This is a genomic window from Corynebacterium doosanense CAU 212 = DSM 45436, assembly GCF_000767055.1.
In the GTDB taxonomy this organism is placed as follows: Bacteria; Actinomycetota; Actinomycetes; order Mycobacteriales; family Mycobacteriaceae; genus Corynebacterium; species Corynebacterium doosanense.
This window is the reverse complement of the sequence record NZ_CP006764.1, coordinates 1929775-1956739: the sequence shown is the minus strand read 5'-3', so window position 1 is coordinate 1956739 and position 26965 is coordinate 1929775. Positions and strand designations below refer to the sequence as shown.

24 protein-coding genes are annotated in these 26965 nt (G+C 66.1%); 9 read left to right on the top strand and 15 right to left on the bottom strand.

All coding sequences use genetic code 11. From position 1 onward, the window contains the following. Positions 1 to 162: 162 nt before the first annotated feature. The gene (locus CDOO_RS09550; RefSeq protein WP_018020802.1) at positions 163 to 1458 is read right to left on the bottom strand and encodes an MFS transporter; all 1296 of its coding nucleotides are present in this window, start codon (positions 1456 to 1458) and stop codon (positions 163 to 165) included. 55 nt (positions 1459 to 1513) lie between these two features. Here CDOO_RS09550 and thrC point away from each other — a divergent pair, with 55 nt between their 5' ends. From thrC to CDOO_RS09540, 3 genes are read left to right on the top strand one after another with little or no spacing between them, the layout of a single operon-like run. Next, positions 1514 to 2959: a threonine synthase gene (thrC, locus tag CDOO_RS09545; RefSeq protein WP_018020803.1), complete on the top strand. Its 1446-nt coding sequence runs from the start codon at positions 1514 to 1516 to the stop codon at positions 2957 to 2959. Further along, a complete protein-coding gene (locus tag CDOO_RS14110) occupies positions 2959 to 3099 on the top strand; it encodes a hypothetical protein (RefSeq protein ID WP_018020804.1) in 141 nt (46 codons plus the stop codon). The genes thrC and CDOO_RS14110 overlap by 1 nt, the downstream gene beginning before the upstream one ends. Further along, entirely contained in the window at positions 3080 to 4054 is a 975-nt protein-coding gene (locus CDOO_RS09540) for a chymotrypsin family serine protease (RefSeq protein ID WP_018020805.1), read from the top strand. The genes CDOO_RS14110 and CDOO_RS09540 overlap by 20 nt, the downstream gene beginning before the upstream one ends. Here CDOO_RS09540 and CDOO_RS09535 read toward each other — a convergent pair. Then, on the bottom strand, positions 4051 to 4929 hold the full coding sequence (locus CDOO_RS09535; RefSeq protein WP_018020806.1) for a hypothetical protein: 879 nt from the start codon (positions 4927 to 4929) through the stop codon (positions 4051 to 4053). The two genes, CDOO_RS09540 and CDOO_RS09535, sit on opposite strands and share 4 nt — an antisense overlap. A gap of 75 nt (positions 4930 to 5004) precedes the next feature. On the opposite strand from CDOO_RS09535, the gene CDOO_RS09530 reads away from it, so the two are divergent. Then, positions 5005 to 5529 (top strand): NUDIX hydrolase, encoded by a 525-nt coding sequence (locus CDOO_RS09530; RefSeq protein WP_018020807.1) that lies wholly within the window; start codon positions 5005 to 5007, stop codon positions 5527 to 5529. Here the strand turns inward: CDOO_RS09530 and CDOO_RS13300 are convergent. Continuing rightward, positions 5526 to 5990, bottom strand: a complete 465-nt coding sequence (locus CDOO_RS13300; protein WP_051063937.1) for a hypothetical protein — start codon at positions 5988 to 5990, stop codon at positions 5526 to 5528. The two genes, CDOO_RS09530 and CDOO_RS13300, sit on opposite strands and share 4 nt — an antisense overlap. On the opposite strand from CDOO_RS13300, the gene CDOO_RS09520 reads away from it, so the two are divergent. Together CDOO_RS09520 and CDOO_RS09515 are read left to right on the top strand one after the other, a co-directional pair. Then, the gene (locus CDOO_RS09520; protein ID WP_018020809.1) at positions 5989 to 6702 is read left to right on the top strand and encodes a PIG-L deacetylase family protein; all 714 of its coding nucleotides are present in this window, start codon (positions 5989 to 5991) and stop codon (positions 6700 to 6702) included. The two genes, CDOO_RS13300 and CDOO_RS09520, sit on opposite strands and share 2 nt — an antisense overlap. A gap of 354 nt (positions 6703 to 7056) precedes the next feature. Beyond that, positions 7057 to 8949, top strand: a complete 1893-nt coding sequence (locus CDOO_RS09515) for a hypothetical protein (RefSeq protein ID WP_245616273.1) — start codon at positions 7057 to 7059, stop codon at positions 8947 to 8949. A gap of 198 nt (positions 8950 to 9147) precedes the next feature. Here the strand turns inward: CDOO_RS09515 and CDOO_RS09510 are convergent, their stop codons facing one another. Both CDOO_RS09510 and glnA read right to left on the bottom strand, forming a co-directional pair. Then, entirely contained in the window at positions 9148 to 9957 is an 810-nt protein-coding gene (locus tag CDOO_RS09510) for a DUF1206 domain-containing protein (RefSeq protein ID WP_018020811.1), read from the bottom strand. Between the two features lie 117 nt (positions 9958 to 10074). After that, positions 10075 to 11511, bottom strand: coding sequence for a type I glutamate--ammonia ligase (glnA, locus tag CDOO_RS09505; protein WP_018020812.1), 1437 nt, complete (start codon positions 11509 to 11511; stop codon positions 10075 to 10077). Between the two features lie 157 nt (positions 11512 to 11668). Here glnA and CDOO_RS09500 point away from each other — a divergent pair, with 157 nt between their 5' ends. Beyond that, positions 11669 to 12106 (top strand): RDD family protein, encoded by a 438-nt coding sequence (locus CDOO_RS09500; protein ID WP_051063939.1) that lies wholly within the window; start codon positions 11669 to 11671, stop codon positions 12104 to 12106. On the opposite strand, the gene CDOO_RS09495 is transcribed toward CDOO_RS09500, so the two are convergent. The 9 genes from CDOO_RS09495 to sucB form a co-directional block, all read right to left on the bottom strand. After that, positions 12093 to 12665 (bottom strand): GyrI-like domain-containing protein, encoded by a 573-nt coding sequence (locus CDOO_RS09495; protein ID WP_018020814.1) that lies wholly within the window; start codon positions 12663 to 12665, stop codon positions 12093 to 12095. The genes CDOO_RS09500 and CDOO_RS09495 overlap by 14 nt on opposite strands. Positions 12666 to 12736: 71 nt before the next feature. Continuing rightward, positions 12737 to 13546 carry a DUF4191 domain-containing protein gene (locus tag CDOO_RS09490; RefSeq protein ID WP_018020815.1) on the bottom strand — a complete coding sequence of 270 codons (810 nt, stop codon included), beginning with the start codon at positions 13544 to 13546 and terminating at the stop codon, positions 12737 to 12739. A 57-nt stretch (positions 13547 to 13603) separates the two neighbouring features. Next, a complete protein-coding gene (locus CDOO_RS09485; protein ID WP_018020816.1) occupies positions 13604 to 14794 on the bottom strand; it encodes an alpha/beta hydrolase-fold protein in 1191 nt (396 codons plus the stop codon). Between the two features lie 86 nt (positions 14795 to 14880). Continuing rightward, positions 14881 to 15927, bottom strand: a complete 1047-nt coding sequence (gene lipA / locus CDOO_RS09480) for a lipoyl synthase (RefSeq protein ID WP_018020817.1) — start codon at positions 15925 to 15927, stop codon at positions 14881 to 14883. Positions 15928 to 15981: 54 nt separating this feature from the next. Further along, the gene (lipB, locus tag CDOO_RS09475) at positions 15982 to 16758 is read right to left on the bottom strand and encodes a lipoyl(octanoyl) transferase LipB (RefSeq protein WP_018020818.1); all 777 of its coding nucleotides are present in this window, start codon (positions 16756 to 16758) and stop codon (positions 15982 to 15984) included. Between the two features lie 89 nt (positions 16759 to 16847). Continuing rightward, on the bottom strand, positions 16848 to 17234 hold the full coding sequence (gene gcvH, locus CDOO_RS09470) for a glycine cleavage system protein GcvH (protein ID WP_018020819.1): 387 nt from the start codon (positions 17232 to 17234) through the stop codon (positions 16848 to 16850). 55 nt (positions 17235 to 17289) lie between these two features. Then, positions 17290 to 18390 (bottom strand): glycine cleavage system aminomethyltransferase GcvT, encoded by a 1101-nt coding sequence (gcvT, locus tag CDOO_RS09465; RefSeq protein WP_018020820.1) that lies wholly within the window; start codon positions 18388 to 18390, stop codon positions 17290 to 17292. A 13-nt stretch (positions 18391 to 18403) separates the two neighbouring features. Then, positions 18404 to 21346, bottom strand: coding sequence for an aminomethyl-transferring glycine dehydrogenase (gcvP, locus tag CDOO_RS09460; protein ID WP_018020821.1), 2943 nt, complete (start codon positions 21344 to 21346; stop codon positions 18404 to 18406). A 174-nt stretch (positions 21347 to 21520) separates the two neighbouring features. Further along, entirely contained in the window at positions 21521 to 23704 is a 2184-nt protein-coding gene (gene sucB, locus CDOO_RS09455; RefSeq protein WP_018020822.1) for a 2-oxoglutarate dehydrogenase, E2 component, dihydrolipoamide succinyltransferase, read from the bottom strand. A gap of 154 nt (positions 23705 to 23858) precedes the next feature. Here sucB and CDOO_RS09450 point away from each other — a divergent pair, with 154 nt between their 5' ends. Beyond that, positions 23859 to 24254, top strand: coding sequence for a hypothetical protein (locus CDOO_RS09450; protein ID WP_026159195.1), 396 nt, complete (start codon positions 23859 to 23861; stop codon positions 24252 to 24254). Here CDOO_RS09450 and CDOO_RS09445 read toward each other — a convergent pair. Further along, on the bottom strand, positions 24251 to 25762 hold the full coding sequence (locus tag CDOO_RS09445) for a leucyl aminopeptidase (RefSeq protein ID WP_018020824.1): 1512 nt from the start codon (positions 25760 to 25762) through the stop codon (positions 24251 to 24253). The genes CDOO_RS09450 and CDOO_RS09445 overlap by 4 nt on opposite strands. Positions 25763 to 25847: 85 nt before the next feature. Between CDOO_RS09445 and CDOO_RS09440 the strand changes: the two genes are divergently transcribed. After that, positions 25848 to 26945, top strand: coding sequence for a branched-chain amino acid aminotransferase (locus CDOO_RS09440; protein ID WP_018020825.1), 1098 nt, complete (start codon positions 25848 to 25850; stop codon positions 26943 to 26945). The last annotated feature ends 20 nt before the right edge of the window (positions 26946 to 26965 follow it).

The window sequence follows — 26965 nt, the reverse complement described above, 5'->3', positions numbered from 1 at the left end:
CTACCGGCGCATATTGTCCGGTAGACCTCTTCACCTCAGGGAAAGGAACGTCGTTCCTAACCTCCAGTGCATCCCAGGATACAGGCATCCGAAGCGATAGGGAAGCGGACGGCCGATGGGCAAGTCAAAATAGCTGGGCAAGGGCCGTCGATAAGCGGCCATCTAGCTTTCGTCGACGACCCGGACGCGGCTCTGGCCCCGCTCCCAGCGGGCGATGAACACCCGGCTGACCAGGATTCCCACGACCGCGAACAGCCAGATACCCAGGACGATGAACCAGGCGGAGCGGAAGTCGGACCAGGCGTAGCCCGCGCCCGCGGAAGTGGCGTCGAGGGAGAAACCGACCAGCTGTGCGGCGACCATGGCCAGGAGGAACCCGCCCATGTTGCCCAGGCCGGTGGCCGTGGCGATGATGCGCCGGTCCATACGCGCGCGGATGTTGTCGAAACCGAAGTTCGAGACCGGGGTGAAAAACGCCATGATGATGTTGATGACCACCGCGGCCAGCATGGTGCGCGGCTGATCCGGGAGGAGGAACACCAGCCAGCTGATGCCGATGATGGAGGAGAGCGCCACCACCGCGAGGTCCCGGTGGCGGCCCGCACGCTGTGAGATTGCGCCGAGGATCGGCCCCGCCGAGATGGTGGCGATGGTGTTGCACAGCAGCACCACGCCGACCTCCGCACCGGAAAGGCCCATGCCCAGGGTCATCAGCGGCACGCCCCAGAGCAGCGTGAACACGATCTGGTTGAGCATGCCCGAGGCGTGGACAAAGAAGGCCTGCCAGGCGAGTGGGTGACGCACGACCGTCGATAAAGTCTCGCCGAACCTCGCCGGGGCGGGAGCCGTCTCGTCCCGGGCAGGCTCGGGCGGGATGGCCAGTCCCGCGGCGATGGCGATGAGAATGCCCACCGCCCCCAGGGTGACAAACGACGTGGTCCAACCCTGCGCGCCGAGCAGCGCCAGGAATGGGATGGCCGAGACGAACTGCCCGAGCTGGCCCAGGCCGGCCGTGAGCTGACCGAACAGAGGCGTCAACCGCGCCGGGAACCAGTAGGGCAACAGCCGCATGACGGAGAGGAAGGCCGTGGCGTCGCCGGCGCCGATGAGCACACGCGCGAGCACGGCGACCCAGTAGTTGCCGGTCAGCCCGAGGATGATCTGGCCCACGCCCATGATCAGGGCGCCGGCGACCAGCACCTTGCGCGAGCCGAAGCGGTCCACGAGCAGGCCGACCGGGATCTGCGAGAAGGAGTACACGGCCAGCTGCACGGCGGTGAACACGGCGATGCGCGAGGCGTCCACCCCGAAGCGGTCGATGGCGTCCACTCCCGCGACGCCGAACGACGTGCGCCCGGCCACCGCGACGATGTAGAACAGCACGGCCGCTCCCCAGACGATGAGGGCTTTGCGGGAGAGGCGCTCCCGCGGGTCAGGCACAGGCGGGGTAGCGGTCATAACTGGCAACCCTAGTCCCCGTCTTTCCGGGACCCCGCCGGTAGGGTGAATGCCCATGGACTACATTTCCACGCGCGACAGCAGCCAGACCGCTGCCAAGTTCACCGACATCCTCATGTCCGGCCTCGCCTCCGACGGTGGTCTCTACATCCCCACCGCCTACCCGGACGTCGACCGCGCCGAGCTGGAATCCCTGCGCACGGTGTTCGACACCGACGGCTACGCGGCGCTGGTCGCGGAGATCCTCAAGCTCTACATCGACGACATCCCCGCCGAGGACCTCGAGGACATCGCGCGCCGGGCCTACACCGCGGAGGCCTTCGGCACCGACGAGATCGTGCGTCTTTCGCGTCTCGACGACCGCGTGCTCCTCGGCCACATCTCCGAGGGCCCGACCGCCGCGTTCAAGGACATGGCCATGCAGCTGCTCGGCGAGCTCTTCGAGTACGTGCTCACCCGCCGCGGCGCGAAGATCAATATCCTCGGCGCCACCTCCGGTGACACGGGCTCCTCCGCCGAGTACGCCATGCGCGGGCGCGACAACATCAACGTCTTCATGCTCACCCCGGCCGGTCGGATGACGCCGTTCCAGCAGGCCCAGATGTTCTCGCTGGACGACGACAACATCTACAACATCGCCGTCGAGGGCGGGTTCGATGACTGCCAGGACCTGGTCAAGGCCGTCAACGCTGATGCCGGCTTCAAGTCCCGGTACTCGGTCGGCGCGGTGAACTCCATCAACTTCGCCCGCATCCTCGCGCAGGTGGCCTACTACTTCGCGCTGTACTTCAAGGCCACCTCGACCAACGACCAGCTGGTCTCCTTCACCGTGCCCACCGGCAACTTCGGCAACGCCTACGCCGGGCACGTGGCCAAGTTCATGGGCCTGCCGATCGACAAGATCATCGTGGCCAACAACGAGAACGACACGCTGGCCACCTTCTTTGGCACCGGCCGTTACGGCACGGGCTCCGCCTGGGTGGACTCGCAGGTGACGTCCTCGCCGTCGATGGACATCAGCCGCCCGTCGAACTTCGAACGATTCGTCTATGACCTGCTCGAGTCCGACGCCGGGGAGATCGAAGAGCTGTTCTCCGTCAAGGTTCCCACCGGTGGCTTCGACCTGGGGGAGGACCCCAACTTCGCCGAGGCCATCGACTCCCTGGGCATCGTCTCCGGCAGCTCCACCCACGCGGATCGCCTGCGCGAGATCACACACGCCCACGAGAACCTGGGCACGCTGATCGACCCGCACACGGCCGACGGTGTCCACGTCGCCCGGCAGAACCTTGATGTCACGAACACCGACATCATCGTCCTGGAGACGGCCCTGCCGGTGAAGTTCGCCGACACCATCACCGAGGCCATCGGTTCCTTCCCGGCGGTGCCGGAGCGTTTCGCGGGCATCGAGGGCGGCGAGCGATTCGTCGTCGATCTGCCCAACGATGCCGAGGCCGTGAAGGAATTCATCGCCAAACACGCCGCGGAAAAGGAAAACTGATGGGACAGGAGTTCTTCGGCGGGCCGGAATACTTCCAGGAGTTCGACCCGGAAAAATTCGCCCGCGAGCTCAAGGCCGAACAGGAGCGGCAGGAGCGCAGGGAACGGGAGCTGGACTCGGATGAGTCCGACGACCAGTAGCTCCCTCGCGCCGTGGCTGGCCGCCGTCGTCCTGGCCTCGTCGGCCGTCGCGGGAGTGGCGTCCCTGGGGATTCTGCGGGAACCCACCCCGGCGGCAGTGACCCATCCCGGTGATGCGTCGGCCTCGGCCGTGCTCCCGGAGGTGCAGGCGGAGGGGGAGGCGAACCCGGCCGAGACCGTCGCGCCGTCGGAGGCGCCCGTGACCCCGGCGTACTCCCCGTGGGCACCGGGCTCCACGTTCCACCTCACCACCGAGTACCCGCAGCCCGGGGTCTCCTTTTCCGCGACGGAATGCACCGCCGCGTTCTCCTTCGACGGCGCGGACGGGCGGATGTACGCCGTCACGGCGTCGCACTGCGGCAGCGTGGGTGACCTGCTGTGGCCGAGCGACGGTTCGACGATGGCCGACTACACCGTCGAACTCGGCCGGGTCATCTACTCGGGTCTGGATCAGGCACCCGCTCCGGATGACGAGGGCCGGGTTCCCGACGTCGCCATCGTGGAGATCTTCAACCCCGGCCGCCCGATGGTCACAGGCGGTGAGCCTCCGGTGGACACCGTGCTGGCCAACCTGCCTCCCGAGGCGACGGGCCAGGCGTGCAAGATCGGCGGAACCACGGGCATCACCTGCGGTGACCTCGGCCTGCGGGGGGAGCACTACATCATGGTGGATCCGGAGACGGATGCGGAGGTGCGCACGGTCGGCGACACCGCCTACCTGTGCGCGCAGCGCGGCGACTCCGGCGGGCCCGTCACCGCGGGCGTGGCGGGCCACACCGCCGTCGTCGGCCTGGTATCGGGGACCAGGGAGGACGCCCAGGGCTCCCCGGAGTGCAACGGGGACGGGATCTCCGCCCCGGCGGGCGCGATCGCGTACGCGTCGATGGCGCAGATTCGGGAGATCATCGCGCAGGTCGTCCCCGACGCCCGGCTGCTGCCGGTGGAGAGCGCCTAGTTCTCTTCGCCCGACTTCTCGTCCGCCTGTTGGACCTTGAGGCCGTCCTCGGTGAGGTCGGCGTAGGTCATCCGGTCGGAGATGGCGTCGGTTCCGTAGATGGAGAAGAGGACGTGGTCCACGCCCCGGGGACGGTCGATGTCCTCCCAGGACTCGACGATGCGGTCGTATTCCGCCGGGTCGGAGACCTGCCAGACGTAGGAGATGCGCCGCTGGTTTTCCTGCGCGGGGAACGTCTGGAAGCTCAGGCTGGTGACGTCGTTGTCCACCGCGTAGGTCAGCGACTCCGAGATGGCCTCCGGCGGAAGAGAGGCGAAACAGAAACCCCAGAAGTCCACGAGGAGGTTGTCTGACGTCGTCAGATGGAGATTGTTGACACACGCGTCCGTGAGCACGCCGGCGATGTGCTCGCTGAAGGTGTTGGGGTTGGCCAGGGCGACGTCGGTGAGCTCGCCCACGATGCGGACGCCGGTGTCGCCGATGCCGGTGCTCGAGATGGTGACCATGCCCGGGTCGAAGCGGGCGGCGTCAACCTGCTGGGCCTCGCTGGGTGGCGGCGGTGGGTCAGCCACGGTCCGGGGTGTGTCCGTGGCGGTCTGCTGGTTGGCCAGGTCGTCGACCCCGTAGGAGGTCAGCAGCACTCCCGACACGACGAGCGCGAGCACCACGACGGGGTAGGCGACCCACCCGGCGGCACGCCACCGCGGACGGTCACGTTTGACCACGCGCGAGGAGGTGGCGGGGGCCGGGTCCGGGTAGAACACCTCAGTGTCGGTGAGGGTGAGCAGCTGCGCGGAGTCTCCGGCGATCGCCGTGGGCAGGGCTGCCTGATCCTCGAGGCGGGGGGTGCGAGGCTCGCTCGGTGAGATCGACATGATGGCGGTCAGTCTAACCCAGCGGGGCGGCTAAACTGGGCGCGCCCAACCCCTGTCGACCAGAAGGAATTTCTCATGCCCATTCCGGAGTTCATCGTCCGCCTCCGCGAGAAGATCGGACATGACCCCCTGTGGATTCCGTCGGTCACCGCAATCGTTCTGCGCGACTCCACCGACGACTCCATCTGGGCCGTTCCCGAGGTGCTCCTGGTGCGCCGGTCGGACAACGGCAAGTGGACTCCCGTGACCGGGATCTGCGAGCCGGGTGAGGAACCCCATGTCACCGCCGTGCGCGAGGTGTTGGAGGAGACCGGCATCGAGGCGCGGGTGGACGCCCTCATCGGGGTCGGCGCGACCAAGGAGGTCGTGCACGTCAACGGCGACCGGGCCACCTACATGGCCACCGTTCTGCGTCTTTCCCCCACCGGCAACCAGGACGCTGTGGCCGGCGACGACGAATCCTCCGAGGTCGGCTGGTTCTCCGTCACCCACCTGCCCGTCGAGGACCCGCAGTTCCGCCTGCTCATCGCCGATGCCGTGGCCCAGCGCAAGCGCCCGGAGGGGTTCACGCCGCGTCTGGGATTCACCAAACGCAACTAACCCCAGTACCGATCCCCGAACGTCGACCGAAATTCCCCCCACTCACCCGTCAAGGCCCGTTCCAGCTCGGACGGCGTATCGACGACCGCCACCACCTCCAACCACGGCGGCACCGATTCGTCCGTGACATCCCGGACGTCAATGCCGTCGCCGCAGACCACCAGGTGCGGCGGCCCGGGGGAAACACTCACCAGCAGCGGCCCGGCGACGGCCAGCTCAAACACGAGCCGGCACAGCTGCGGGCCCGGCTCGGCCTGAAAGATCTGCCCGTAGAAGCTCGTGGCCTCCGGACCGAGGTAGGAGGACTCGAAGGTGAGCGGGCGGTTGTCGATAAGCGATCCCGCAAGGAAGATGCCGGACGGCGCCAGCCGGTGTTTGTGCAGCACACGGCGGATCGCGGGGAGGTCCGGAGTGTCGAGCGCGGTGAGGGTGAGGTCCACCATCGCTACGGTAGGGGACATGGCTACCGAACTGAACCCGGACGGCGTGAAGAGGATCCTTTGCGTCGTCGCGCACCCCGATGATCTGGAATACGGCGTATCGACGGCCGTTGCCGCCTGGACCGCCGCGGGCATCGAGGTGAATTACCTCCTGCTCACCGCCGGTGAGGCCGGGATGCAGCGCGAACCCGAGGTGGTCGGCCCGCTGCGCGTACGCGAGCAGCGCGACGCCTGCGACATCGTCGGCGTCAGCGACCTCACCGTGCTGGACTTTCCCGACGGTCACCTCGTCGAGGGCCTGGAACTGCGCCGGGCCATCGCCGGGCACATCCGCAAGATCCGACCCGACGTGGTGGTGGCCACCAATTTCGAGGTCGAGGTCTCCTGGGGCATCAACCACGTCGATCACCGGGTGGTCGGGCTGGCCACGGCCGACGCCATCCGCGACGCCGGCACGCGGTGGATCTTCCGCGAGGAGCTAGGTGAGCTGGAGCCGTGGTCCGCCGGGCGGCTGCTCATCGGCGGCTACGGTGACGACGAGGTTGACGCGTTTGTCGACGTCACCGGCGAGGCGCTGGACAAGGGCGTGGCCTCACTGGAGGCGCACAAGGAATACCTGGCCGATCTTCCCGATCACCCCAAGCCGGCGGAGTTCATTCCCGCCATGGCGAAGGGGTTGGGGGAGAAAGTTGGCGTGGAGGCGGCGATCGGGTTTCGGAGTTTTGAGATGTGAGGATGTCCAGGCCCGAGTTCTATTCCCGGAAATTTTCCCCTGAGTCGTCTTGCATAGATGATGGGCGGGGTCTGAATAAGGCCCAGCTGTAGCGGATAGCTGCAGAAAGAACGACTCATGCCCGCCAAAGCCCAAGCTTCTCGGCCCTTTAAACTAGACGCGGTGACGGGTTCATCGTGGGATGATGTTGTCTCGACAGCTGATACAGTTTGTTCACACCATGCGGTCCGACTCCTGTTAGTTGTGCGTGGCTGTACAGCGAGATGATGGGATCGGAGTTAATCGATGGAATTGGACGAAAGCTTCCGACGGGTGAGGTTCTATGGGACGCACGACCTAGCGGCCGGGGCGCACATGGATCGAGTGACTGAGGTCATTGAAAAATTCAAGGTTAACGACACGCTGACTTCAGCTAAGGACGCGATCGAACTCCACAATGTCCAGAAGTACATCGACAACGGTCTCTTTCCGTCGGCATTCACGGAAGAAGATCGTACGAACGCAGTTAATCTTGCGCGGAAAATGAATAGTGCGATTGCACGATTCTTCAACACGGTCAACGACGCCAATTGTGCAAGCATCGTTACTGACATCGACTACGAATACCGCGATGATCTACTCGACCTTCTCGGGAGAAACAAGGCGTACGACAGGTGCAGCCCCGACGTTATGTTGTCAGCGCTCGGTAACGCGGGCATCCACATCGGCCAATTGCTAGCATGCGCGAAACTCGTATCCGCGTACCCGGCAGAGGTACATAAAAAGCTACTTTCCTCCTCGGAGAATGCAGAACATCTGATCCGAAAATATTTGGAGGCGGGTACGTCTGTAAAAGTTCATCTTCCAACCAGTATCACGCCGAAAGAGGTGCGCGACCTACTCGAGAGCTACATCGCGAGCCCCGAAGCAAACCTCAACTATATGAGACTTATCGAGACTGCGCCGTCGGAGTCGGAACAAACAACTGGGATCGATAATAAATTAAGACTCCAGGCTCAGCATCGAGGTGCTGAGTTGACCGAACAACTTTTTGAGAACTCGAGGGGCTATAAGACGGGCGTGGCGGTAAACATTTCCGCTGATCAAGATGACCCGGTTGTGGTGGAAATAGACGATTCTGATGGAATATCTGCTAGGTTCACGTACAGCAATAGCTGGTTGGAGCAGACCCTTGAATACCCGAGCATACTTAACAATTTTCTACACCTTTTTGAGTTTGCCGACCTTCAGGCGGTACTGACATTACCTTCATATCCGGCGCAGCTCAGTGTTTTCGAACGGATGCTCGGGGCGACGGGAGTGAAAGACTATCGAACAGGGGTAGCGTTTCGGTCTAAAGAGCATCTTACCCTCCTCCAGACGGGTTTTTATCTCCATTACTTGAAGGGCAGGGGGATCGACTTGGAGGATGTCATCGCCTGGTTCTTTAATGAATACTTGGCAGAGGAATTCAATGTCCAGAATTTTTCGTTTACGCGATCTTCGCGAGAGGCGACGTATCTAGAGAAAATTAGACATCTATTTGCCGAGTTGGATGGCGTCGTGAGACAGTTTGCGCTGTTTGTAGAGGAGGGGGAGCTTGATCCGGAGCTCTTGGCTATCGATTCGAAACCGGTCCGGTACAGGGAAGTGCCGAGCCTTGTAGCCGGCAAATATATCTACCAGTCGCCCGGCAATGAGATTAGCGGAATAGTTCACGCGCTTTTCTCTGATCAATCGGGTCTACGTTCTGTCCGGGATGGTCTAAGCGGGGATAACTTCGCCGAACTAATTGTGAACAATAACGTCTTGTATGGGGATCTGCACGAGTTTCAGAAAAGCACGGTTGATCGTCTCGTCAGCCTCGGTATCGTCGAGCGTTTGAACGAGCAGCTGTGTATTGCGAACTTGCAACAGCTCCGCATACTCAAGTCATTGTTCGCCACTGAAGCAGTGAACTATTTCCACCTTTCAGCAGCAGGTCGTGCAGAAGTTGGTGCAATGGAAGAGAAGGGCTGGGTAAGCCGCCGGTCTTCCCTGCTCACTGAAGCTGAATCAGCATACTTTAACTACGTCCTCAATTTGGTTGATTCTTCTAACGGGCCCCAGGTACGAAACAAGTACGTGCATGGGGCGCAAGCGAATGGCCGCGGCGAGGCCCCCCACTTCGATACCTACATCACTGTGCTGAAGTTGACGATTGCACTCATCATCAAAGTGAACGACGATTTCTGTCTGGCCGATGAGGAGCAGAGCGCCGTCGGCTGAGTTGCTCAGATCGGCCATAGTTGTTTGGGCTAAAGTATTAGGTATGTAAATGAATTGCTTCACCCCAGCGGGCTTGTCGGGTAGGAGTGTGGAATGTCAACCTCGATCCATAGTTGCACCTCCGCGGCCTCTGGATGGGTGTTGAGCCGTTGGAGTCCGTGTAGCTGAACGAGTTAGGTTACGGGGAATTGCTGGCCACTACTCGTCGATGTACTTCGCCCGTGCGATGCAGTACACGCCGTAGAGCGCGAGCCCGACACCGACGATGATGAGCAGGATCATGCCAGCCGGTTGCTGGCCCACGTACCGCAGTGCCGCGTCGAGGCCGCCGGCCTTTTCCGGGTCATTGCTCAGCGCGGCCCAGACCACCAGGCCACCGAGCACCGCGAAGGCGACTCCGCGGGCGATGTATCCTACCACACCCGCGCAGACGATGGCGCTGCCGACGTCACCGGATGCAGCCCGCGATTCGATCTCCTCCAGGAACTTCTTCGTCGCCCCTTTGTACAGGCTGTAGACGCCGACCCCGGTGATCACCAGTCCCGCGGCGATCACCACGGGCACGCCCCAGGACTGCTGGAGCACGGTTGCTGTGGTCCCGGAGGCCTTGTCACCGTCCGAGCTCGAGCCCCCGGCGGCGAAACGGCCGGCGGTGATCGAGAGGAAGAGATAGACCACCCCGAGGATCGCTCCTCGTGCGCGGTCCTTCATCTCCGGGCCAATGAGCACCTCGGCGAAGCGCCACAGGGCGAGCGCAGCCAGCCCCACCGCGGCGACCCACAGCGCGATCCGGCCGCCGGGGGCGCAGGCGATCTGCGCGAGTGCGCCGCTGTTGGAGGCCTCCCCGCCGCCGGAACCGGTGGCGATGCGCACGGCGATGAGGCCGATGAGGATGTGCAGGAGGCCGGTGACGACATAACCCGCGCGGGCGAGGTTTTTCAGGACCGGGTGGTCGTGTGCCCAGTTGGCCGCGGATTCGGTCCTGCGCCGGGTGGTTTTGCTGTCCATAACAACCCATTGAAGCAGCTTGCCGGGCCCCGCGCAGGCCATGCCCCCCGGAGATGACGGAACGCCCCCGCGCCGTGAGGCGGGAGGGCGTTGCAGCGGCCGTCGAGAAGCGTCTTTTTAGACGTCGAAGTACATTTCGTACTCGAGCGGCGTCGGGCGCAGGCGGGTCGGCATGATCTCGTGCTCCACCTTGTAGTTGATGTAGGTGTCGATGAGATCCTCGGTGAACACGTCGCCCTCGAGGAGGAACTCGTGGTCGTCGCGAAGTGCCTGCAGGGCGGCCTCGAGGGAGGTCGGGGCCTGGGGGATGGACTTGGCCTCCTCCGGCGGGAGCTCGTAGAGGTCCTTGTCCACCGGGGCGTGGGGCTCGATGCGGTTCTTGATGCCGTCGATGCCCGCCATGAGCATGGCGGCCAGGCCCAGGTAAGGGTTGCCCGAGGGGTCCGGCGCGCGGAACTCCAGGCGCTTGGCCTTGGGGTTGTTGCCCGTGATGGGGATGCGCACGGCGGCCGAGCGGTTGCGCTGGGAGTACACCAGGTTGATCGGGGCCTCGAAACCGGGGACCAGGCGGTGGTAGGAGTTCAGCGTCGGGTTGCTGAACGCCAGCACGGCCGGGGCGTGGTGGAGCAGGCCGCCGATGTAATAGCGGGCGGTGTCGGAAAGCCCGCCGTAGCCGGACTCGTCGTAGAACAGCGGCTTGCCGTCCTTCCACAGCGACTGGTGGGCGTGCATGCCCGAGCCGTTGTCACCGGCGAGCGGCTTGGGCATGAAGGTGGCCACCTTGCCGTACTCGGCGGCGGTGTTCTTGATGATGTACTTGAAGGTCTGCAGGTCATCGGCCGCGCGCAGAAGGGTGTCGAAGCGGTAGTTGATCTCGTTCTGCCCACCGGTGCCCACCTCGTGGTGGAAACGCTCGACGTCGAAGCCGACCTGGAGCAGGCGCTGCACCATGGCGTCGCGCACCTCCTGGGTCTGGTCGACCGGCGTGTTGGGGAAGTAGCCGCCCTTGACACGCGTCTTGTTGCCCAGGTTGGGGGAGCCGTCGAGGTTAGTCTCCTCGCCGCGGTTCCACCAGCCCTCCTCGGAGTCGACGTGGAAGAACGCCTGGTTGACGTCCGCGGCGTAGCTCACCTTGTCGAAGACGTAGAACTCCGCCTCCATGCCGAAGGACGCGGAGTCCGCAATGCCGGTGGACTGCAGGTACTCCTCGGCCTTCTTAGCCACGTTGCGCGGGTCGCGGGAGAAGGGCTCGAAGGTGAAGGGGTCGTTGACGAAGAACTGCATGTTCAGCGTCTTGACTTCGCGGAACGGATCCACGTACGCGCTCGCCGGATCCGGCAGCAGCGTCATGTCCGACTCATCAATGGTGGTGAAGCCGCGAATCGACGAACCGTCGAACGCCATGCCAGCCTCGGCCGCCTCCTCATCGAAGGCAGAGGCGGGGAGGGTGAAGTGGTGCTCGGTTCCGGGGACATCGGTGAAGCGGATGTCCAGGAACTGCACGTCCTCGTCCTGGATGAACTGGACGATTTCCTTGATGTTTTCAAATGCCACGCGGGTCTCCTTGGGGTTTCGACAACTGGTGGGCGTACTTCTCTGTTGGTTTCCGCCGCAGCGGGGGCATGTCCTACATGGTAGCGACTATCTGTCGGCTTATCGGGTACGGGGCGTGTATTTCCGCGGCAAAGGCGCTGGCGTTACGCTGTCAGTCATGGTGAACAGCACGCGGGCGAGTGGTGAAGCAGCTTTTTGGCCCGGCAAGATCATTGGTCTCCCCGAATCCGGGCCCGGGTCGATGGCCTCGGTGGCCAGGCGCGCGGGTGCGGTCGCGATCGACTGGCTCATCTCCTGGATCATCGCCGCCTTCATCAACATGTTCACCAACGCTCTCGGCGACACCGCGACACTGACGTTGCTGGTGTGGGTGGTCATCGGCATCATCGGTGGCTGGCTCTTTGCCCGGACCCCGGGTATGGCGGTCCTGCGCCTGGGCGTCGCGCGTGTCGACGTCGCCGGTGCCCGCGTGGGCCTCTGGCGCGCGGCCGTGCGCACGCTTCTGACCATGTTTGTTCTGCCCGCCGCGATGGTGGATGTCGACGGCCGGGGCATGCACGACCGCGGCACCGGCACCGCCGTTATTCGGGCCTGACCGGCTGGCGCAGCACCGTCCGCAGCTTCTCCGGCGCCGTCTTTCGCACATCGCTGAGATAGAACTCGTGGTGCGCGCCGTTGAAGGTCACTTTCTGCGCGGGCATGACCTCGTGGTGCAGCCGGTGCAGCGTCGGCCCCTCGGCGTCATAGGGTCCGATGTGCAGGATCTGCAGGCACCGACCCTCCCGGATCTCCCGCTTCTCGACGCCCGTCGCAGCCATGTCCTCTTGTGCCACCTCGTCCGGGAGCGGAATGAGCAGGGTCCATTTCCACGTGTCCTTGTTGCCGCGGGCGAAGTCCGCCGGGTCCTCCGCCCACCACAGGGCCTCGAGCGGGCCGACGACAAAGGCGTCGCCGGTGCGCTGCTTGAACGCCTTTCGCACGGCGTAGGCCGCCGGGTAGATCGTCTCGATGGCCTCCCGGTAGGCCGCGGACGTGTTGGGGTCACCCTCGCCGTCGATGGCCAGGTACGTCCGCGGCGGGACATCGACCTCCACGAAGTCCCGGGCACCGGGTCGGTAGAGGTGGGGGAGATCCTTCTTCAGATCGATGCTCATGGTGGGGGAGGATACAGAAAAAGTCCCGCCCCCCACGTGGATGGGGAGCGGGCCTGGCGAAGAGGGGCGGGTTACTTGCCCTGGCGCTCCTGGGCGCGGCGCATGCGGCGGTTCATGCCGGACATGTTCTGCGCCTGCTTGGGCATCGGCCCCTTGGGCAGGCCGGCCTGCCGGGCGGTGGTGGCGTCGATGGCGTCGAGCTTGGCGGAGAGGGAGTAGACCTCGTCCTTCTTGTAGTTGCGCGGGAACTTCAGCATGTGGCGCTGGAGCTTCTTCAGCGGAACCTGGTCCTTCTCCTCGTCGTCACCGACGAAGACCTCGTAGACGGGCACCCCGGCGAGCACGCGGTCGATGCGCTTGGCCTGCTGCTTCATCAGCGGCTTGAGGCGGGTGGGGTTGCCCTCGCCGACGAGGACGACGCCGGGGTTGCCGACCACGCGGTGGACGACATCCATCTGCGTCGTTCCCGCGACACCGGTCTTGGTGATCCACGCAACGCCCATGGTGTTGCGCATGTTCTCCAGCGCCCAGCCGCCGGCGCCCGTCTGATCAGCGACGCGGTCGTACATCGACGACTCCAGCCGGCGGGTGAACAGCAGGACGGCCAGCAGCACGCCGAGCGGGATTGCGATGACGAGCATCCACCACTGGCCACCCCAGAGGAGGCCGAGCAGGAAGAAGACGAGCATGGTGCCCAGCAGCACCAGGAGCATGAGCGGGATGAGCTTCTTGTCCTGCTTGCGCTGGAGGTTGAACGCCTCCCACATCTGCTTCCAGGTGTTGTTGCGCTGCGTGCGCTTGGCCTGCCGCTGCTCCTTCTTGGCGGCCTTCTCGGCAACCTTGGAGGCGGCGGTGGAACCCTTGTCTTTGTCTTTCGCCATGGCCCCTACCTTAGGGTATTCGCCGGGAAACTCGGAAAAAACGCTCCCCGTGCGCCGTCAGGCGCCGTTGACGGGAGGAACGAGCGCGGACAGGGAACGCAGGAGCTCTCCACGCCACCAGAGAAAGTCGTGGCCGCCGGTGACCGCGGTGAACTCCGAGGCAATTCCCCGGCTGGACAGCAGCACGTGGAGTTCTGTGACATGGGCGACGCTGGTCGTTTCGAGGGTGCCCACCGAGAGCAGCACCCGGGTCTTCGTCGGCGTCGCCCGGTCGAAGCGGGAGGTCAGCCAGTCCCGCTCCCGCTCCCCGAGCGAAGCGGGAGAAACGTCCGCGTCCGGCTCCCACCACAGCGAGGGTGACTGCGCGATGACCGCGTCCACCGCCGACGGGTGACGCAGCATCAGCGACAGCGCGGTGGTTCCGCCCAGGCTCTGACCGGCCACGACCCGTTCCGTCAGCCGTACGCCCCTGGTGGCGGCGTGGTCCTCGGCCCAGCTGGTCAGTGGACCGGCCACGGCATCGAGAAATCCCTCGTGCGCCCCGAGGAGTGCCATCCGGTCGGCGTGGTCGATCATGGGCACGCCGAGGACCGCCATGCGACGCAGACGCCCGGACGCGACCGCGTTGTCGAGGGCCCGAGGCAGAGGATGGATGTCGCGCCACACCTCGGCGTCGAAGACGATGAGCAGCGGAAGATCCTCCGCCGGGCCCGGGTCTTCGGGGAGATACAGCCACGTCGGCCGCGGTCCGAGCGGGGTCTGCACCACTGATTCGCTGAGTTGTCCCAGCGGGTCGCGGGGATCGTCCCACTCCTCCTGCGCCGGGGCCAAGGGCCCGATCAGGGCGGAGAACGGGCGGGGATTGAGGGGGTCGGGCAGTGTGGCTGCCCGGTGGTGGCCCGGGCGCGGGCTGGTGGTGGGGGCTTCCCCGGTGAACTCGCTGAAACCGTAGGAGATTCTCGCGGTGGGTGGGAGGTGCAGCGTGCGTACCCAGAGGTCGGTGCCCGGGATGCGGTCCATCAGCCCCCGGGAGTACAGGTGTTTGTCCGTGACCCGGTTGATCTGCACGTGCACGCCGAGATCGTCCGGCGCCCCGGGGACCTGCCGCACGAAGGTCACCCGGTCGGAGTCCGTGTCCCACAGCGGCATTCCACGCCGGCGCAGCTCGGCCACCAGCGCCTCGACGCGGCCGGTGTCCGCGTGGGCGAAACTCCGGTGGAGGTCTGCTGCATCTAGAAAACCACTCATGACGGCGGGGGGAGGTCCTTTCGGTGACGACAAACCCCCCGGCACGAGGCGGGTGCGTGCGCGGGGGGACGTCGATAAGCGGTGATCTACCTGCGGAAGGCTCCGACGGGATGCTCCTCCGAGGGGCCGTACTTCTCCAGCAGGGTGGAGGCCTCCTGGGAGGTCGCGCCCCCAGATGTCTCTGCGAGGTGCGCGAGATTCTGCGGGATGTCGAAGCCGCGGTTGGTCATTGCCTCAACGTAGAGGCGGCCACCGCGGTAGGAGGAGCGCACGAGCGGGCCGGACATCACCGTGAAGCCCATTTCTTCGGCCGCGTCGCGGTACTCGATGAACTCCTCGGGGCGGACCCAGCGGTCGATGGGGTGGAAGTTCGGCCCCGGGCGCAGGTACTGGGTGATGGTGATGATGTCCAGTCCCACCTCGCGCATGTGGGAAAGCGCCTCGTAGACCTCGTCCTTGGTCTCGCCCATGCCGAGGATGAGGTTGGACTTGGTGATCAGGCCGAACTTGTGGGCCTGGTTGATCACGTCGAGGGAGCGGTCGAAGTTGAACGCGGGGCGGATCTGCTTGAAGATGCGCGGCACGGTCTCCACGTTATGCGCGAACACTTCGGGCCTGGTCTCGAAGACCTCCTGGAGCAGCTCGGGCTTGCCGGAGAAGTCCGGGGTGAGGATTTCCATGCCGGTGTGCGGATTGAGCTCGTGCACGCGGCGGATAGTTTCGGCGTAGAGCCAGGCGCCCTCGTCGTCGAGGTCGTCGCGGGTCACGCCGGTGACGGTGACGTAGTTGAGGTCCATCTCGCGGATGTTCTCCGCCACGCGACGTGGCTCGTCCCGGTCGTACTCGGTGGGTTTGCCCGTGGCGATGTCACAGAAGTCGCAGCGGCGGGTGCAGAACGCACCGCCGATGAGGAACGACGCCTCGCGGGACTCCCAGCACTCGTGGATGTTGGGGCAGCCCGCCTCCTGACACACGGTGTGGAGGTTGGAGCCCTTGACGCGGCTCTTCATCTCCTCGTACTCCGGCCCGGTCTTGACGGAGTTGCGGATCCACCGCGGCTTCGACTCGATCGGGGTCTGGATGTTGCGCTTCTCGATGCGCAGCAGCCTGCGTCCTTCTGGTGCAATAGTCACAAAAACAAACCGTATCTTCTCGTATCGGGGAGGGTCTACTTACCTACCAACCTACTAGGTAATTCTTTTCTTCCCACCTAACCCCTTCGAGGGGTCCGGTGCCGAGCCGAAGGAGTGGTCCGCGACGGTCATCCGCCCGCTGAGCACCTCGTCCAACGCCCAGAGCAGCGGGTCGGCGGCCTCGGCCGTGCCCACCTCGCGCCCCAGCTCCAGGGAAAGCGTGGTCACGTCGGCGTCGTCGATCCCGCACGCCACGATGGGTTCGTAGAATTCCAGCGTGTTGGCGCAGTTCAGCGACAGGCCGTGCATGGTCACTCCGCGGGTGATGCGGATGCCCAGGGCCGCGATCTTCCGGTCGCGCAGGGGGGACTCGCCGCCCGCCCCCGGCACCCAGACGCCGGAACGACCGTCGATACGCCCGGCCTTGTCGATGCCGAAGCCGCGCACCACGTGGATGATCGCCTCTTCTAATCGACGGACGTAGTCCACCACATCGACGGGTTCCGCGAGTTTGATGATGGGATAGACCACGAGCTGGCCCTCGCCGTGCCAGGTGATCCGCCCACCGCGGTCGACGTCGACGACCGGCTGGCCGTTGGTGGGACGATCCTCCGGCTGGGTGCGTTTGCCGGCCGTGTAGACGCTGGGGTGTTCCACGACGAGGACGGTGTCCCCGATCTCACCCGCCGCGCGCCGGCGGGCCGTCTCCGCCTGCAGGTCCCAGGCGTCGAGGTAGTCGATGAGGCCGATCCTCTGCACGTCCAGGGGTGTCTGGGCGTCCGCGCGGATGGGTTGGTGGGCCGGAAAAAAGGGATCTCGGGGGGCAGTCATGATGAGTGCGATAGTACCGCCGATGAAACAAACCGCCGCAACCCCCTGGGGTGAGGGGTGCGGCGGTGTGGTTGCCGGGGAGAGTCTTCTTAGACGCCGTTCGCTGCGCCGTACTCCTCGGCGGTCAGGAGCGGGCCGGCCTCGTCGACCTCGACCTCGAAGAGCCAACCCTCGCCGAAGGGGTCGGCGTTGATGAGCGAGTAGTCGTCGGCCACGGCCTCGTTGACGGCGGTGACGGTGCCGGTGACGGGGGAGAAGAGGTCGGAGACACTCTTGGTGGACTCGACCTCGCCGCAGTTCTCGGAGTGGGTGACCTGGTCGCCGACCTCGGGGACCTCGGCGTAGACGACCTCGCCCAGGCGCTCAGCCGCGACGGAGGTGATGCCGACGCGGACGGTCTTGCCGGAGAGGTCGCCGGTGGCGTTGATCCACTCGTGGTCCTCGGAGTAGGAGAAGTCGTTGGGAAGGGTAGCCATGGTGGAGGCCTTTCTGAGGTAGACGAACTTAGGGGGAAGTATAAGTGCTGGGGAACTACTTTTCGCGCTTATAGAACGGGCGCGGGGACACCGTGAAGGGCAGGCGCTTGCCGCGGACGTCGATCTCCACCTCGGTGCCCTCGGCGGCGTGCTCGGGAGTGATGTGCGCGAGTGCGATGGGGTGGCCGAGCGTCGGGGACGGCTGGCCGGAGGTGACCACGCCGATCTTCTCGTCGCCGAGGAAGATCTCCGCGCCCGGGCGGGCGGCGCGGCGCTGCTCGGAGGTCAGCGCGGCGATCTCCACGCTGGGCTCACGGCCGGTGAGGGCGTCCCTGCCCACGAAGTCCGCCTCCTTCTTGGCGAAGGCCCGACCCATCCCGGCCTCCACCGGGGTGATGTCCAGGGAGAGCTCCTGGCCGTAGAGCGGCATGGCCGCCTCCAGGCGCAGCGAGTCACGCGCGGCCAGGCCGGCGGGGATAGCGTTGAAGTCACCCGCGACGGCCATCACCTGGTTCCACAGATCGACGGCTTCCTCATTTGGGAGGACGAGCTCGAAGCCGTCCTCGCCGGTGTAACCGGTGCGGGCGAGCATGACGTCGTGACCGCCGGCCGTGAGCTGGGCGCAGCGGTAGTAGCCGAGCTCACGCACGGTGGCGGCGTCGCCGTCGGCGACCAGGCGCAGGACGATCTCCTCGGCCTTCGGGCCCTGGACGGCGATCATCGCGGTGTCGAGGGACTCGTTGGTCAGCTCCACGTCGAAGTTCTGTGCGCGCTCGCTCAGCGCGTCCCACACGGGAGGGGTGTTGGAGGCGTTGGGCACGACGAGGAACTCGTTGTCGCCCAGGCGGTAGGTGATGAGGTCGTCGATAATTCCACCGTCCGCCGCGGTGATCATGGAGTACTTCGCCTGCCCGATCTTCGCGGTGGAGAGCGTGGAGATGAGGCTGTAGTCCAGGAACGCACCGGCGTCGGGCCCGGTGACGCGGACCTCGCCCATGTGCGACAGGTCGAAGACACCCGCGGTGGAACGCACGGCCTTGTGCTCGTCGAGCTCGTTGCCGTACTTCAGCGGCATGTTCCACTCCCCGAAGGGGGTGAAGCTCGCGCCGAGCTCGGCGTGGATGTCATGCAGGGGGCTGTTGCGCAGGTCAGACATGAGGGATTCTCCTTTACTTGGTGGGGTCGCCGGCGTTTGCGCCCGCGCCCTTGCGGCCGGGGACGTCCGAGGTGTCGCGCGCGACGTCCTCGAGCTCGTCGGCGGAATCGGTGTCGAACTCGAAGGCCTCCGGCGGCGGGCAGGAGCAGACGAGGTTGCGGTCGCCGTAGGCCTCGTCGATGCGGCGCACCGGGGTGAAGTACTTCGGGCGCTGACGCAGCGAGGTCACCGGGAAGGCGGCCTGCTCGCGGGTGAAGGGGTGCTCCCAGTCATCGCCCGCGATGACGTGTGCCGTGTACGGGGCGAACCTGATCACGGACTCCTCGTAGGCGACCTTGCCGTCGATGATCTCCTGGATCTCCGCGCGGATGCTCAGCATCGCCTCGATGAAGCGCTCGAGCTCGTCGCGGTCCTCGGACTCCGTCGGCTCCACCATGAGGGTGCCGGCGACGGGGAAGGCCAGGGTCGGTGCGTGGAAGCCGTAGTCGATGAGACGCTTGCACACGTCGGCGGCGGTCACGCCGGAGGCGTCGGTCAGGGCGCGCAGGTCGAGGATGCACTCGTGGCCGACCAGGCCGTTCTTGCCGGTGTAGAGCACCGGGAAGGCGTCGCGCAGGCGGGCCGCGAGATAGTTCGCGCCGAGGATGGCGTGCGCCGTGGCGTTGGCCTGGCCCTCCGCGCCGGTCATGGCGATGTAGGACCAGGGGATCTGCAGCACGCCGGCGGAGCCGTACTTGGTGGAGGTGACGGGCACGCCCACGTCGCCGGGCAGCTCCGCGGAGGGATCCGTCGACAGCGGGTCGGCGGGGAGGTAGGGGATGAGGTGGGCGCCGACGCCGACGGGGCCGACACCCGGGCCGCCGCCGCCATGGGGGATGGTGAAGGTCTTGTGCAGGTTCAGGTGCGAGACGTCGCCGCCGAACTCGCCCGGTTTCGCCAGCCCGGCCATGGCGTTCATGTTCGCGCCGTCGACGTAGACCTGGCCGCCGGCGTCGTGCACCTTCTTGCACACCTCACGCACGGTGTCCTCGAAGACGCCGTGGGTGGAGGGGTAGGTGATCATGATCGCGGCGAGCTGCTCGCCGTGCTTGGCGATCTTCTCGTCCAGGTCCGCAAGGTCGATCGACCCGTCCTCGGCGGTGGCCACCACGACGACACGGAGGTTGGCCAGCACCGCGGAGGCGGCGTTGGTGCCGTGGGCGGAGGCGGGGATGAGGCAGACGTCGCGCTGCGTGTCACCGTTGGCGACGTGGTAGCGGCGGATCGCCAGCAGCCCGGCGAGCTCACCCTGGGAACCGGCGTTGGGCTGCACGGACACCTTGGCGTAGCCGGTGATCTGCGCCAGCCACTCCTCGAGCTCCTCGATGAGCTCGCGCCAACCCGCGGTCTGGGAGTCCGGGGCGAAGGGGTGGATGTTGGCGAACTCTGGCCACGTGATGGTCTCCATGCCCGCGGTGGGGTTGAGCTTCATCGTGCAGGAACCCAGCGGGATCATGGTGCGGTCCAGCGCCAGGTCCTTGTCACCCAGCATGCGGATGTAACGCATCATCTGGGTCTCGGAGTGGATCTGGGAGAAGATGGGGTGGGTCAGTGCGGCGTCGTCACGCTTGACGACGCCCGTGAGCACGCCCTCGCCTTCCACGGTTTCCTGCGCACCGAAGAGTGCGGCCAGGGCCGCGACGTCGTCCGCGGTGGCGGATTCGCCGAAGGACACACCGACGGTGTCGGCGTCGATGGCGCGCAGCAGGTAACCCGCCTCCGCGGCCTTGTCCACGATCTCCTGCGCCCGGCCCTCGGCGGTCACGGCGACGGTGTCGAAGAACTGTCCGTGCTTCACGCCGGGGACCGAGGCGGCGAACGACCTGGCCAGGCCGTGGACCCGCTCGGCGATGCGCTTCAGGCCCTCGGGGCCGTGGTAGACGGCGTACATCGAGGCGGTGGTGGCCAGCAGGGCCTGCGCGGTACAGATGTTCGAGGTAGCGCGCTCGCGGCGGATGTGCTGCTCGCGGGTCTGCAGTGCCAGACGGTAGGCGGGCCGGCCGTCGGCGTCGATCGAGACACCGACGAGGCGGCCCGGGATCTGACGCTTGAGTTTGTCCGTCACGGACATGTAGGCGGCGTGCGGGCCGCCGAAGAACAGGGGGACACCGAAGCGCTGCGAGTTGCCCACCACGATGTCGGCCCCCAGCGAACCCGGGGACTTCAGCAGCAGCAGGGAGAGCGGGTCGGTGGCCACCGCGGCGAGACCGCCGCGGGAGTGGATGTCCTCGATGACCTTGGTGGGGTCGACGATGTCACCCTCGGTGCCGGGGTAGGCGACGACCACGCCGACGAGATCCTCGCCGACGAGGCCGGAGGTGACGTCCGTGATCTCCACCTCGAGCTCGATGGCCCGGGCGCGTTCGGCGGCGACGGCAAGCACCTGGGGGTGGAGGCGCTCGTCGAGGATGACCCTGCGGCCCTTCTTCACGGAGCGGGACATGAGGCCGACGGCCTCGGCCACGGCGGAGGCTTCGTCGAGAAGCGAGGCATTGGCGATGGGCAGCCCGGTGAGCTCCTGGATCATCGTCTGGTAGTTGAGCAGCGCCTCCAGCCGGCCCTGGGAGATCTCCGGCTGGTAGGGGGTGTACGCGGTGTACCAGCCCGCATCCTCGACCACGCCGCGGCGGATGACCGGGGGCGTGATGGTGTCGGAGTAACCCTGCCCATAGAACGACTTCAGGACGACGTTCTTCGAGGCCATCTCCTTGAGCCGGGCCTGTGCCACGTGCTCGGAGAGGGCTGCCGGGAGCTCGGGAGCGTTCTCCTGCCGGATCGCTTCGGGAAGAGCCGCGTCGACCAGCGCGTCGAGGCTGTCGTAGCCCACGACGCCGAGCATGTCCTCGGTCTCAGTGCGGTTCGGTCCGAGATGGCGGGCGAGGAAATCGACGCCGTCGCTAACGGGTTGCAGTGTCATCTGAAGAGATGCTCCTTCAACGTGGTGGGGAGAACGGGGGATAGTCCCGAATATACAGTGCCCCAAAAACAAAAATTGTCGAATGCCCCGGTGCGGGGTTTTCCGGGATAATTCGGGCACGAAAAAACCGCCTCCCCCCGCCAGACGGGGCAGGAGGAGGCGGTTCAGGCGGTGCTAGACCTCGAGGTCAGCGGCGAAGTCGGCGGTCTCCAGACGATCCTTGATCGTGGTGATGAACCGGCCGGCGTCCGCGCCGTCCACGACCTGGTGGTCGTAGGTGAACGGGAGGTAGCACATGTAGCGGATGGCGATCGCGTCCGCGCCGTCCTCGGTGACGACGACCGGGCGCTTCTCGATGGCCGCGGTGCCCAGGATGCCTGCCTGCGGCGGGGTGAGCACCGGGGTGTCCAGCAGGGCACCCTCGGAACCGATGTTGGACACGGTGAAGGTGCCACCGGTGAGATCGTCCGGGCGCAGCTTCCGGTTACGGGCGCGGTCGGCGAGATCGGCAATGTCCTTGACGATCTCCACGAGCGACTTGTCCTGTGCCTTCTTGACCACGGGGACGAGCAGACCCTGCGGGGTGTCCACGGCGATGCCAATGTTGACGTCCGCGTGGTAGGTCATCTCCTTGGTCTCCGCGTTGTAGGACGCGTTGACGTTCGGGTGGGAGACCAGCGCCTCAGCGGCGGCCTTGACGATGAAGCCCAGGAACGTCGGGTTGGCACCGTGCTTGTCCACGAAAGCCTGCTTGTTGGACTTGCGCAGGTCCCAGACCTTGGACATGTCCACCTCCTGCACGTGCGTGAGCTGTGCGGAGGTCTGCAGGGACTCCACCATCTTCTCCGCCGTGATCTGGCGGATGCGGTTGACCTTCTGAGTCGTGCCGATCAGCTCGGCCTTCTCCGGGTCAACGGACTTGGTGGACCAGTTGGCGCGGGCGTCGGTGGACTTGCCGGAGGCCTGCTCCGCGGAGCCTTCCGCGCTGCCACCCTCAGCGGCGGCGAGAACGTCCTGCTTGCGGATGCGGCCGCCGACGCCGGTGCCCTCGATGGAGTTGAGGTCGACACCGTGCTTGTCGGCCAGCTTGCGCACCAACGGGGTCACGTAAGGGACGTTGCCGTTGTTGTCGATCTTCTCCGTGGCCGAGGACTTCTTCGGCTCCTCGGACTTCTCGGCGGCGGGGGACTTCTTGGGCTCCTCAGCCTCCTCGGCCTTCGGATCCTTCTTAGCCTCGTCGACCGTGGCGTTCTCGTCCTTGGACTCGGCCTCCTCGATCGCTTCCTCGGAGGGCACGTCGCGCTCCTCTTCGGACTCTGCAGGCTCGGTGGCCTCAGTGGCCTCCTCGGATGCGGCATCCGCGTCGCCGATGCGGGCGATGACCGCGCCGACGTCGATGGTGTCGTCCTCATCGGCGAGGATCTCGACGATGGTGCCGGCCACGGGGGAGGGGATCTCGGTGTCGACCTTGTCGGTGGAGACCTCGAGCAGCGGTTCGTCGACCTCGACCTCGTCGCCGACCTGCTTGAGCCACTGGGTGATGGTGCCCTCGGTGACGGACTCGCCGAGCTCCGGCATCTGCACGTCGGTGGCGGATCCGCCGGAGGACTTCTTTGCCTCGGCCTTGGGAGCCTCCTGCTTCTCGTCCTTCTTGGGCTCCTCCTTCTTCGGCTCTTCCTTTTCGTCGGAGGACTCGGAAGACTCGGAGGAGGTGTCGGAGTCCTCGGCCTCGTTGTCGGTGGCGGCGTTGCCGTCGCCGATGCGGGCGATGACGGCGCCGACGTCGATGGTGTCGTCCTCATCGGCGAGGATCTCGACGATGGTGCCGGCCACGGGGGAGGGGATCTCGGTGTCGACCTTGTCGGTGGAGACCTCGAGCAGCGGCTCGTCGACCTCGACCTCGTCGCCGACCTGCTTGAGCCACTGGGTGATGGTGCCCTCGGTGACGGACTCGCCGAGCTCGGGCATCTGCACGTCGGTGGCGGTGCCGCCCGAGCCCTTCTTGGGCTCAGCCTTGGGCTTGGCCTCGGTCTCGGTCTCCTTGGCGTCCTCGGCGGGAGCCTCGTCCTCAGCCGGGGCGTCGTCCTTGTCCTCGGAAGAGGCGGAGCCGGAATCCTCGCCCTCCTCGCCGATGATGGCGATGACGGTGCCGACGTCGATGGTGTCGTCCTCCTCCGCCTTGATCTCCAGGAGAACGCCCGCAGCCGGGGAGGGAATTTCAGTGTCGACCTTGTCCGTGGAGACCTCGAGCAAGGGCTCGTCTGCCTCCACGGTGTCGCCGACTTCCTTCAGCCACTGGGTGATGGTGCCCTCAGTGACGGATTCGCCCAGCTCGGGCATTTCTACGGAGTAGGCCATGTGTTTCAGACTCCTCGACAGTCATAAGTAAAACGGTGGGTAACGCGGCCAAGCGTACCGCGTCGACCCCGATGATGCTTATATCAGCCTCGGCGCACGCAACTAGCAGGGGCGCTGCAGCCGCGTGATAATTTGCGGGCCTACACTTGTGCTCGTGTTTAACCCTTTTCGACGCAAAAGTTCGCCATCACCCCTGAAGCCACCCCGGGCTCCCGGCGAGACCATCCGCGAGGTCGACGCGCAGGCGCTCACCAGCTGGGTGACGGGCCGCGCATTCGTGGAGGCCTTCATCGAACCCGAGACGGTGGTCAATGAAATGTCCGTCGTCCTGGTCGATGAGACGGGCGAATTCACCCGACGACGCATCGGTGGGCCGAAGGGGATCGACGCCGTCGCCAAGCTCCTTCAGGTTCCGGTGTACGACGTCGAGGAGACCGGCTACCCGGACCGCATGCGTGCCCGGATCGAGCGCGACCGCATCCTGCGCAAGCGCGAGGAGGCGGCCGAGCGCCGCGCGAAGTTTGAGCGCGGCGAGAACCCGTACTCCTAGGACGCCTCGGAGAGGTCGCGCAGCAGCTGGATCACCGTGCGCACGGGCACGCCGGTGGCGCGCTTGGGGGTGTAACCGAACGGGCCGCCGTCGTTGAAGGACGGGCCGGCGACGTCGATGTGCGCCCACTCGATGCCCTCGCCGACGAAGCGGGAGAGGTAGAGGCCGGCGAAGAGCATGCCGCCGTTGCGCGAGTTGTGCACGTTGCGGATGTCCGCGACCGGGGACTTGAGCTCGTCCTCCTGCTCCTCCAGCAGCGGCATGGCCCAGGCGTTCTCACCGACGAGCCGCCCGGTCTCGGCGACCCGGTCCCGGAAGTCGTCCGAACCCATGACACCCGCGGTCCGGGTGCCCAGGGCGACCATCTGCGCGCCGGTGAGGGTGGCGGTCTCGATGAGGTAGTCCGGCTTGTCCTCGCTGGCCCGGGCGATGGCGTCGGCAAGCACCAGGCGCCCCTCGGCGTCGGTGTTGAGCACCTCCGAAGTGATGCCGCCGTAGTGGGTGATCACGTCGCCCGGCCGGGTGGCGGTGCCGGACGGCATGTTCTCCGCCAGCGGGAGGGTCGCGGTGACCGACACCGGGAGGTTGAGGCGGGCGGCGGCGATGACCGCGGCCACCATGGCGGCGGAACCGCCCATGTCCGAGATCATGTTTTCCATCCGTGCGGCGGGTTTGATGGAGATTCCGCCGGTGTCGAAGGTGATGCCCTTGCCCACCAGCGCGACCGAGGTGACGGGTTTCTTCGGGGACCAGGTGAGACGGACCAGGCGGGGGCCGCGGGCGGAGCCGTTGCCCACTGCGAGGATGCCGCCGTAACCCTGCTTCGTCAGCTGCTTGTCGTCGAGAATCTCCACCTCGAGGCCCGCCACCTCCGCCTCGGCGGCGAGCACCGCGGCGTAGGACTCGGGGTAGAGGTGGGAGGACGGGGTGTTGACCAGGTCGCGGGCGAAGGCCACGGACTCGGCGGTGACCTGGGCGGCGACGAACTCGGTCTTGTCCTTCTTGGTGTCCCCCAGCACGGTGATCTTCACCGGCTTCGATCCGGATTCCTCGGAGCGCAGGCCTCGGTAGCTGTATCCGCCGAGGATGAGGCCCTCGACGACGGGGGCCAGGCCGAGGGCGCTGAGGCTCACGGCAGCGCTGGTGCCCGGGCGTAGGGCGCGGGCGGCGGAGCCGGCGGCTCGGCGCAGCAGTTCGTCGTCAAGCTCCTCCGGATCCCCGAGGCCCACGGCGAGAACGGAGGATGCGCCGGAGTCCGTCGGGGCGGGCACGCGGGTGAGCTCGCCCAGCGCCCCCTTCGCGCCAACGGCGGTGAGGGAGTCGTACACCGAGCGCAGCGCGTCCTCCGCGAGCAACGGGGTGACGGGGAGCTCCGCCGAATCCTCGCCGCTGAACAGCCCGATCACTAGCACGTCGACGTTCTTCGGGGCCTTCTTGCCCAGCTTGAGTTCGGGCAGGCTGCCCCGGGCCGGCAGGGTCGGGGTTTCCGTGGAGTTCTTCTTCGCCATGGTCGGTGATCTCCTTTGGTCGTCAGGGTATTTATAGGTCGCCAGCCTAACCGGAGGCGGACGGGGGCGGAGTAGGTTGTAGGCCATGACTCTCAACTTCGCCGTGGACCAGCACCCGAATCCCGCCACCGACGCGCAGCGCGAGGCGGTACTGGCTGATCCTGCCTTCGGTCAGAACTTCACCGACCACATGGTCACCGTCGAGTGGTCTGCGGACCGCGGGTGGCACGATGCGCGGGTGCGCCCGTACGGGCCGGTCGCGATGGATCCGGCGACCTCGGTGTTCCATTACGGCCAGGCGATCTTCGAGGGCATCAAGGCCTACCGGCAGGAGGACGGCTCCATTGCCACCTTCCGCCCGGAGGAGAACGCCCGGCGTCTGCAGCGCTCCGCCGAGCGTCTGGCCATGCCGGAGCTGCCCGAGGAGGACTTCATCGAGGCCGTCCGCCAGCTGGTCGAGGCCGACCAGGCCTGGGTTCCCGCCGCGGGTGGCGAGGCCTCGCTCTACATCCGCCCCTTCATGATCTCCACCGAGATCTCGCTCGGCGTCCACCCCGCCAGCCAGTACACCTTCTTTGTCATCGCGTCCCCCTCCGGCGCGTACTTCCGGAGCGGCGTCAAGCCCGTCTCCGTCTGGCTGGGCGAGCAGTACGTCCGCGCGGCGCCGGGTGGCACAGGTGCGGCGAAGTTCGCGGGCAACTACGCGGCCTCGCTCATCGCCCAGGCCCAGGCCGAGGAGAAGGGCTGTGACCAGGTGGTCTGGCTCGACGCCATCGAGCGCAAGTACATCGAGGAGATGGGCGGGATGAACCTCATGTTCGTCTACGGCTCCGGCGAGGACGCCCGCATCGTCACCCCCTCGCTCTCCGGCTCGCTGCTGGCGGGCGTGACGCGCGATTCCCTGCTCCAGGTCGCCCGGGACATGGGTTACGAGGTCGAGGAACGGCGCATCTCCACGGACGAGTGGCGCGCCGATGCCCTCTCCGGCGCGATGACCGAGGCCATGGCCTGTGGCACCGCCGCCGTGATCACTCCGGTCGGCCGCGTTCTCGGCGAAGACGGCGAGTTTGTCGTCGGCGGCGGCGAGCCGGGCCCGATCACCATGGCCATGCGCGAGCGCCTCACCGGCATCCAGCGTGGCACGGTCGAGGACACCCACGGCTGGCAGCACAAGCTGGTGTAGCGGGAGGCTTATCGACGCCC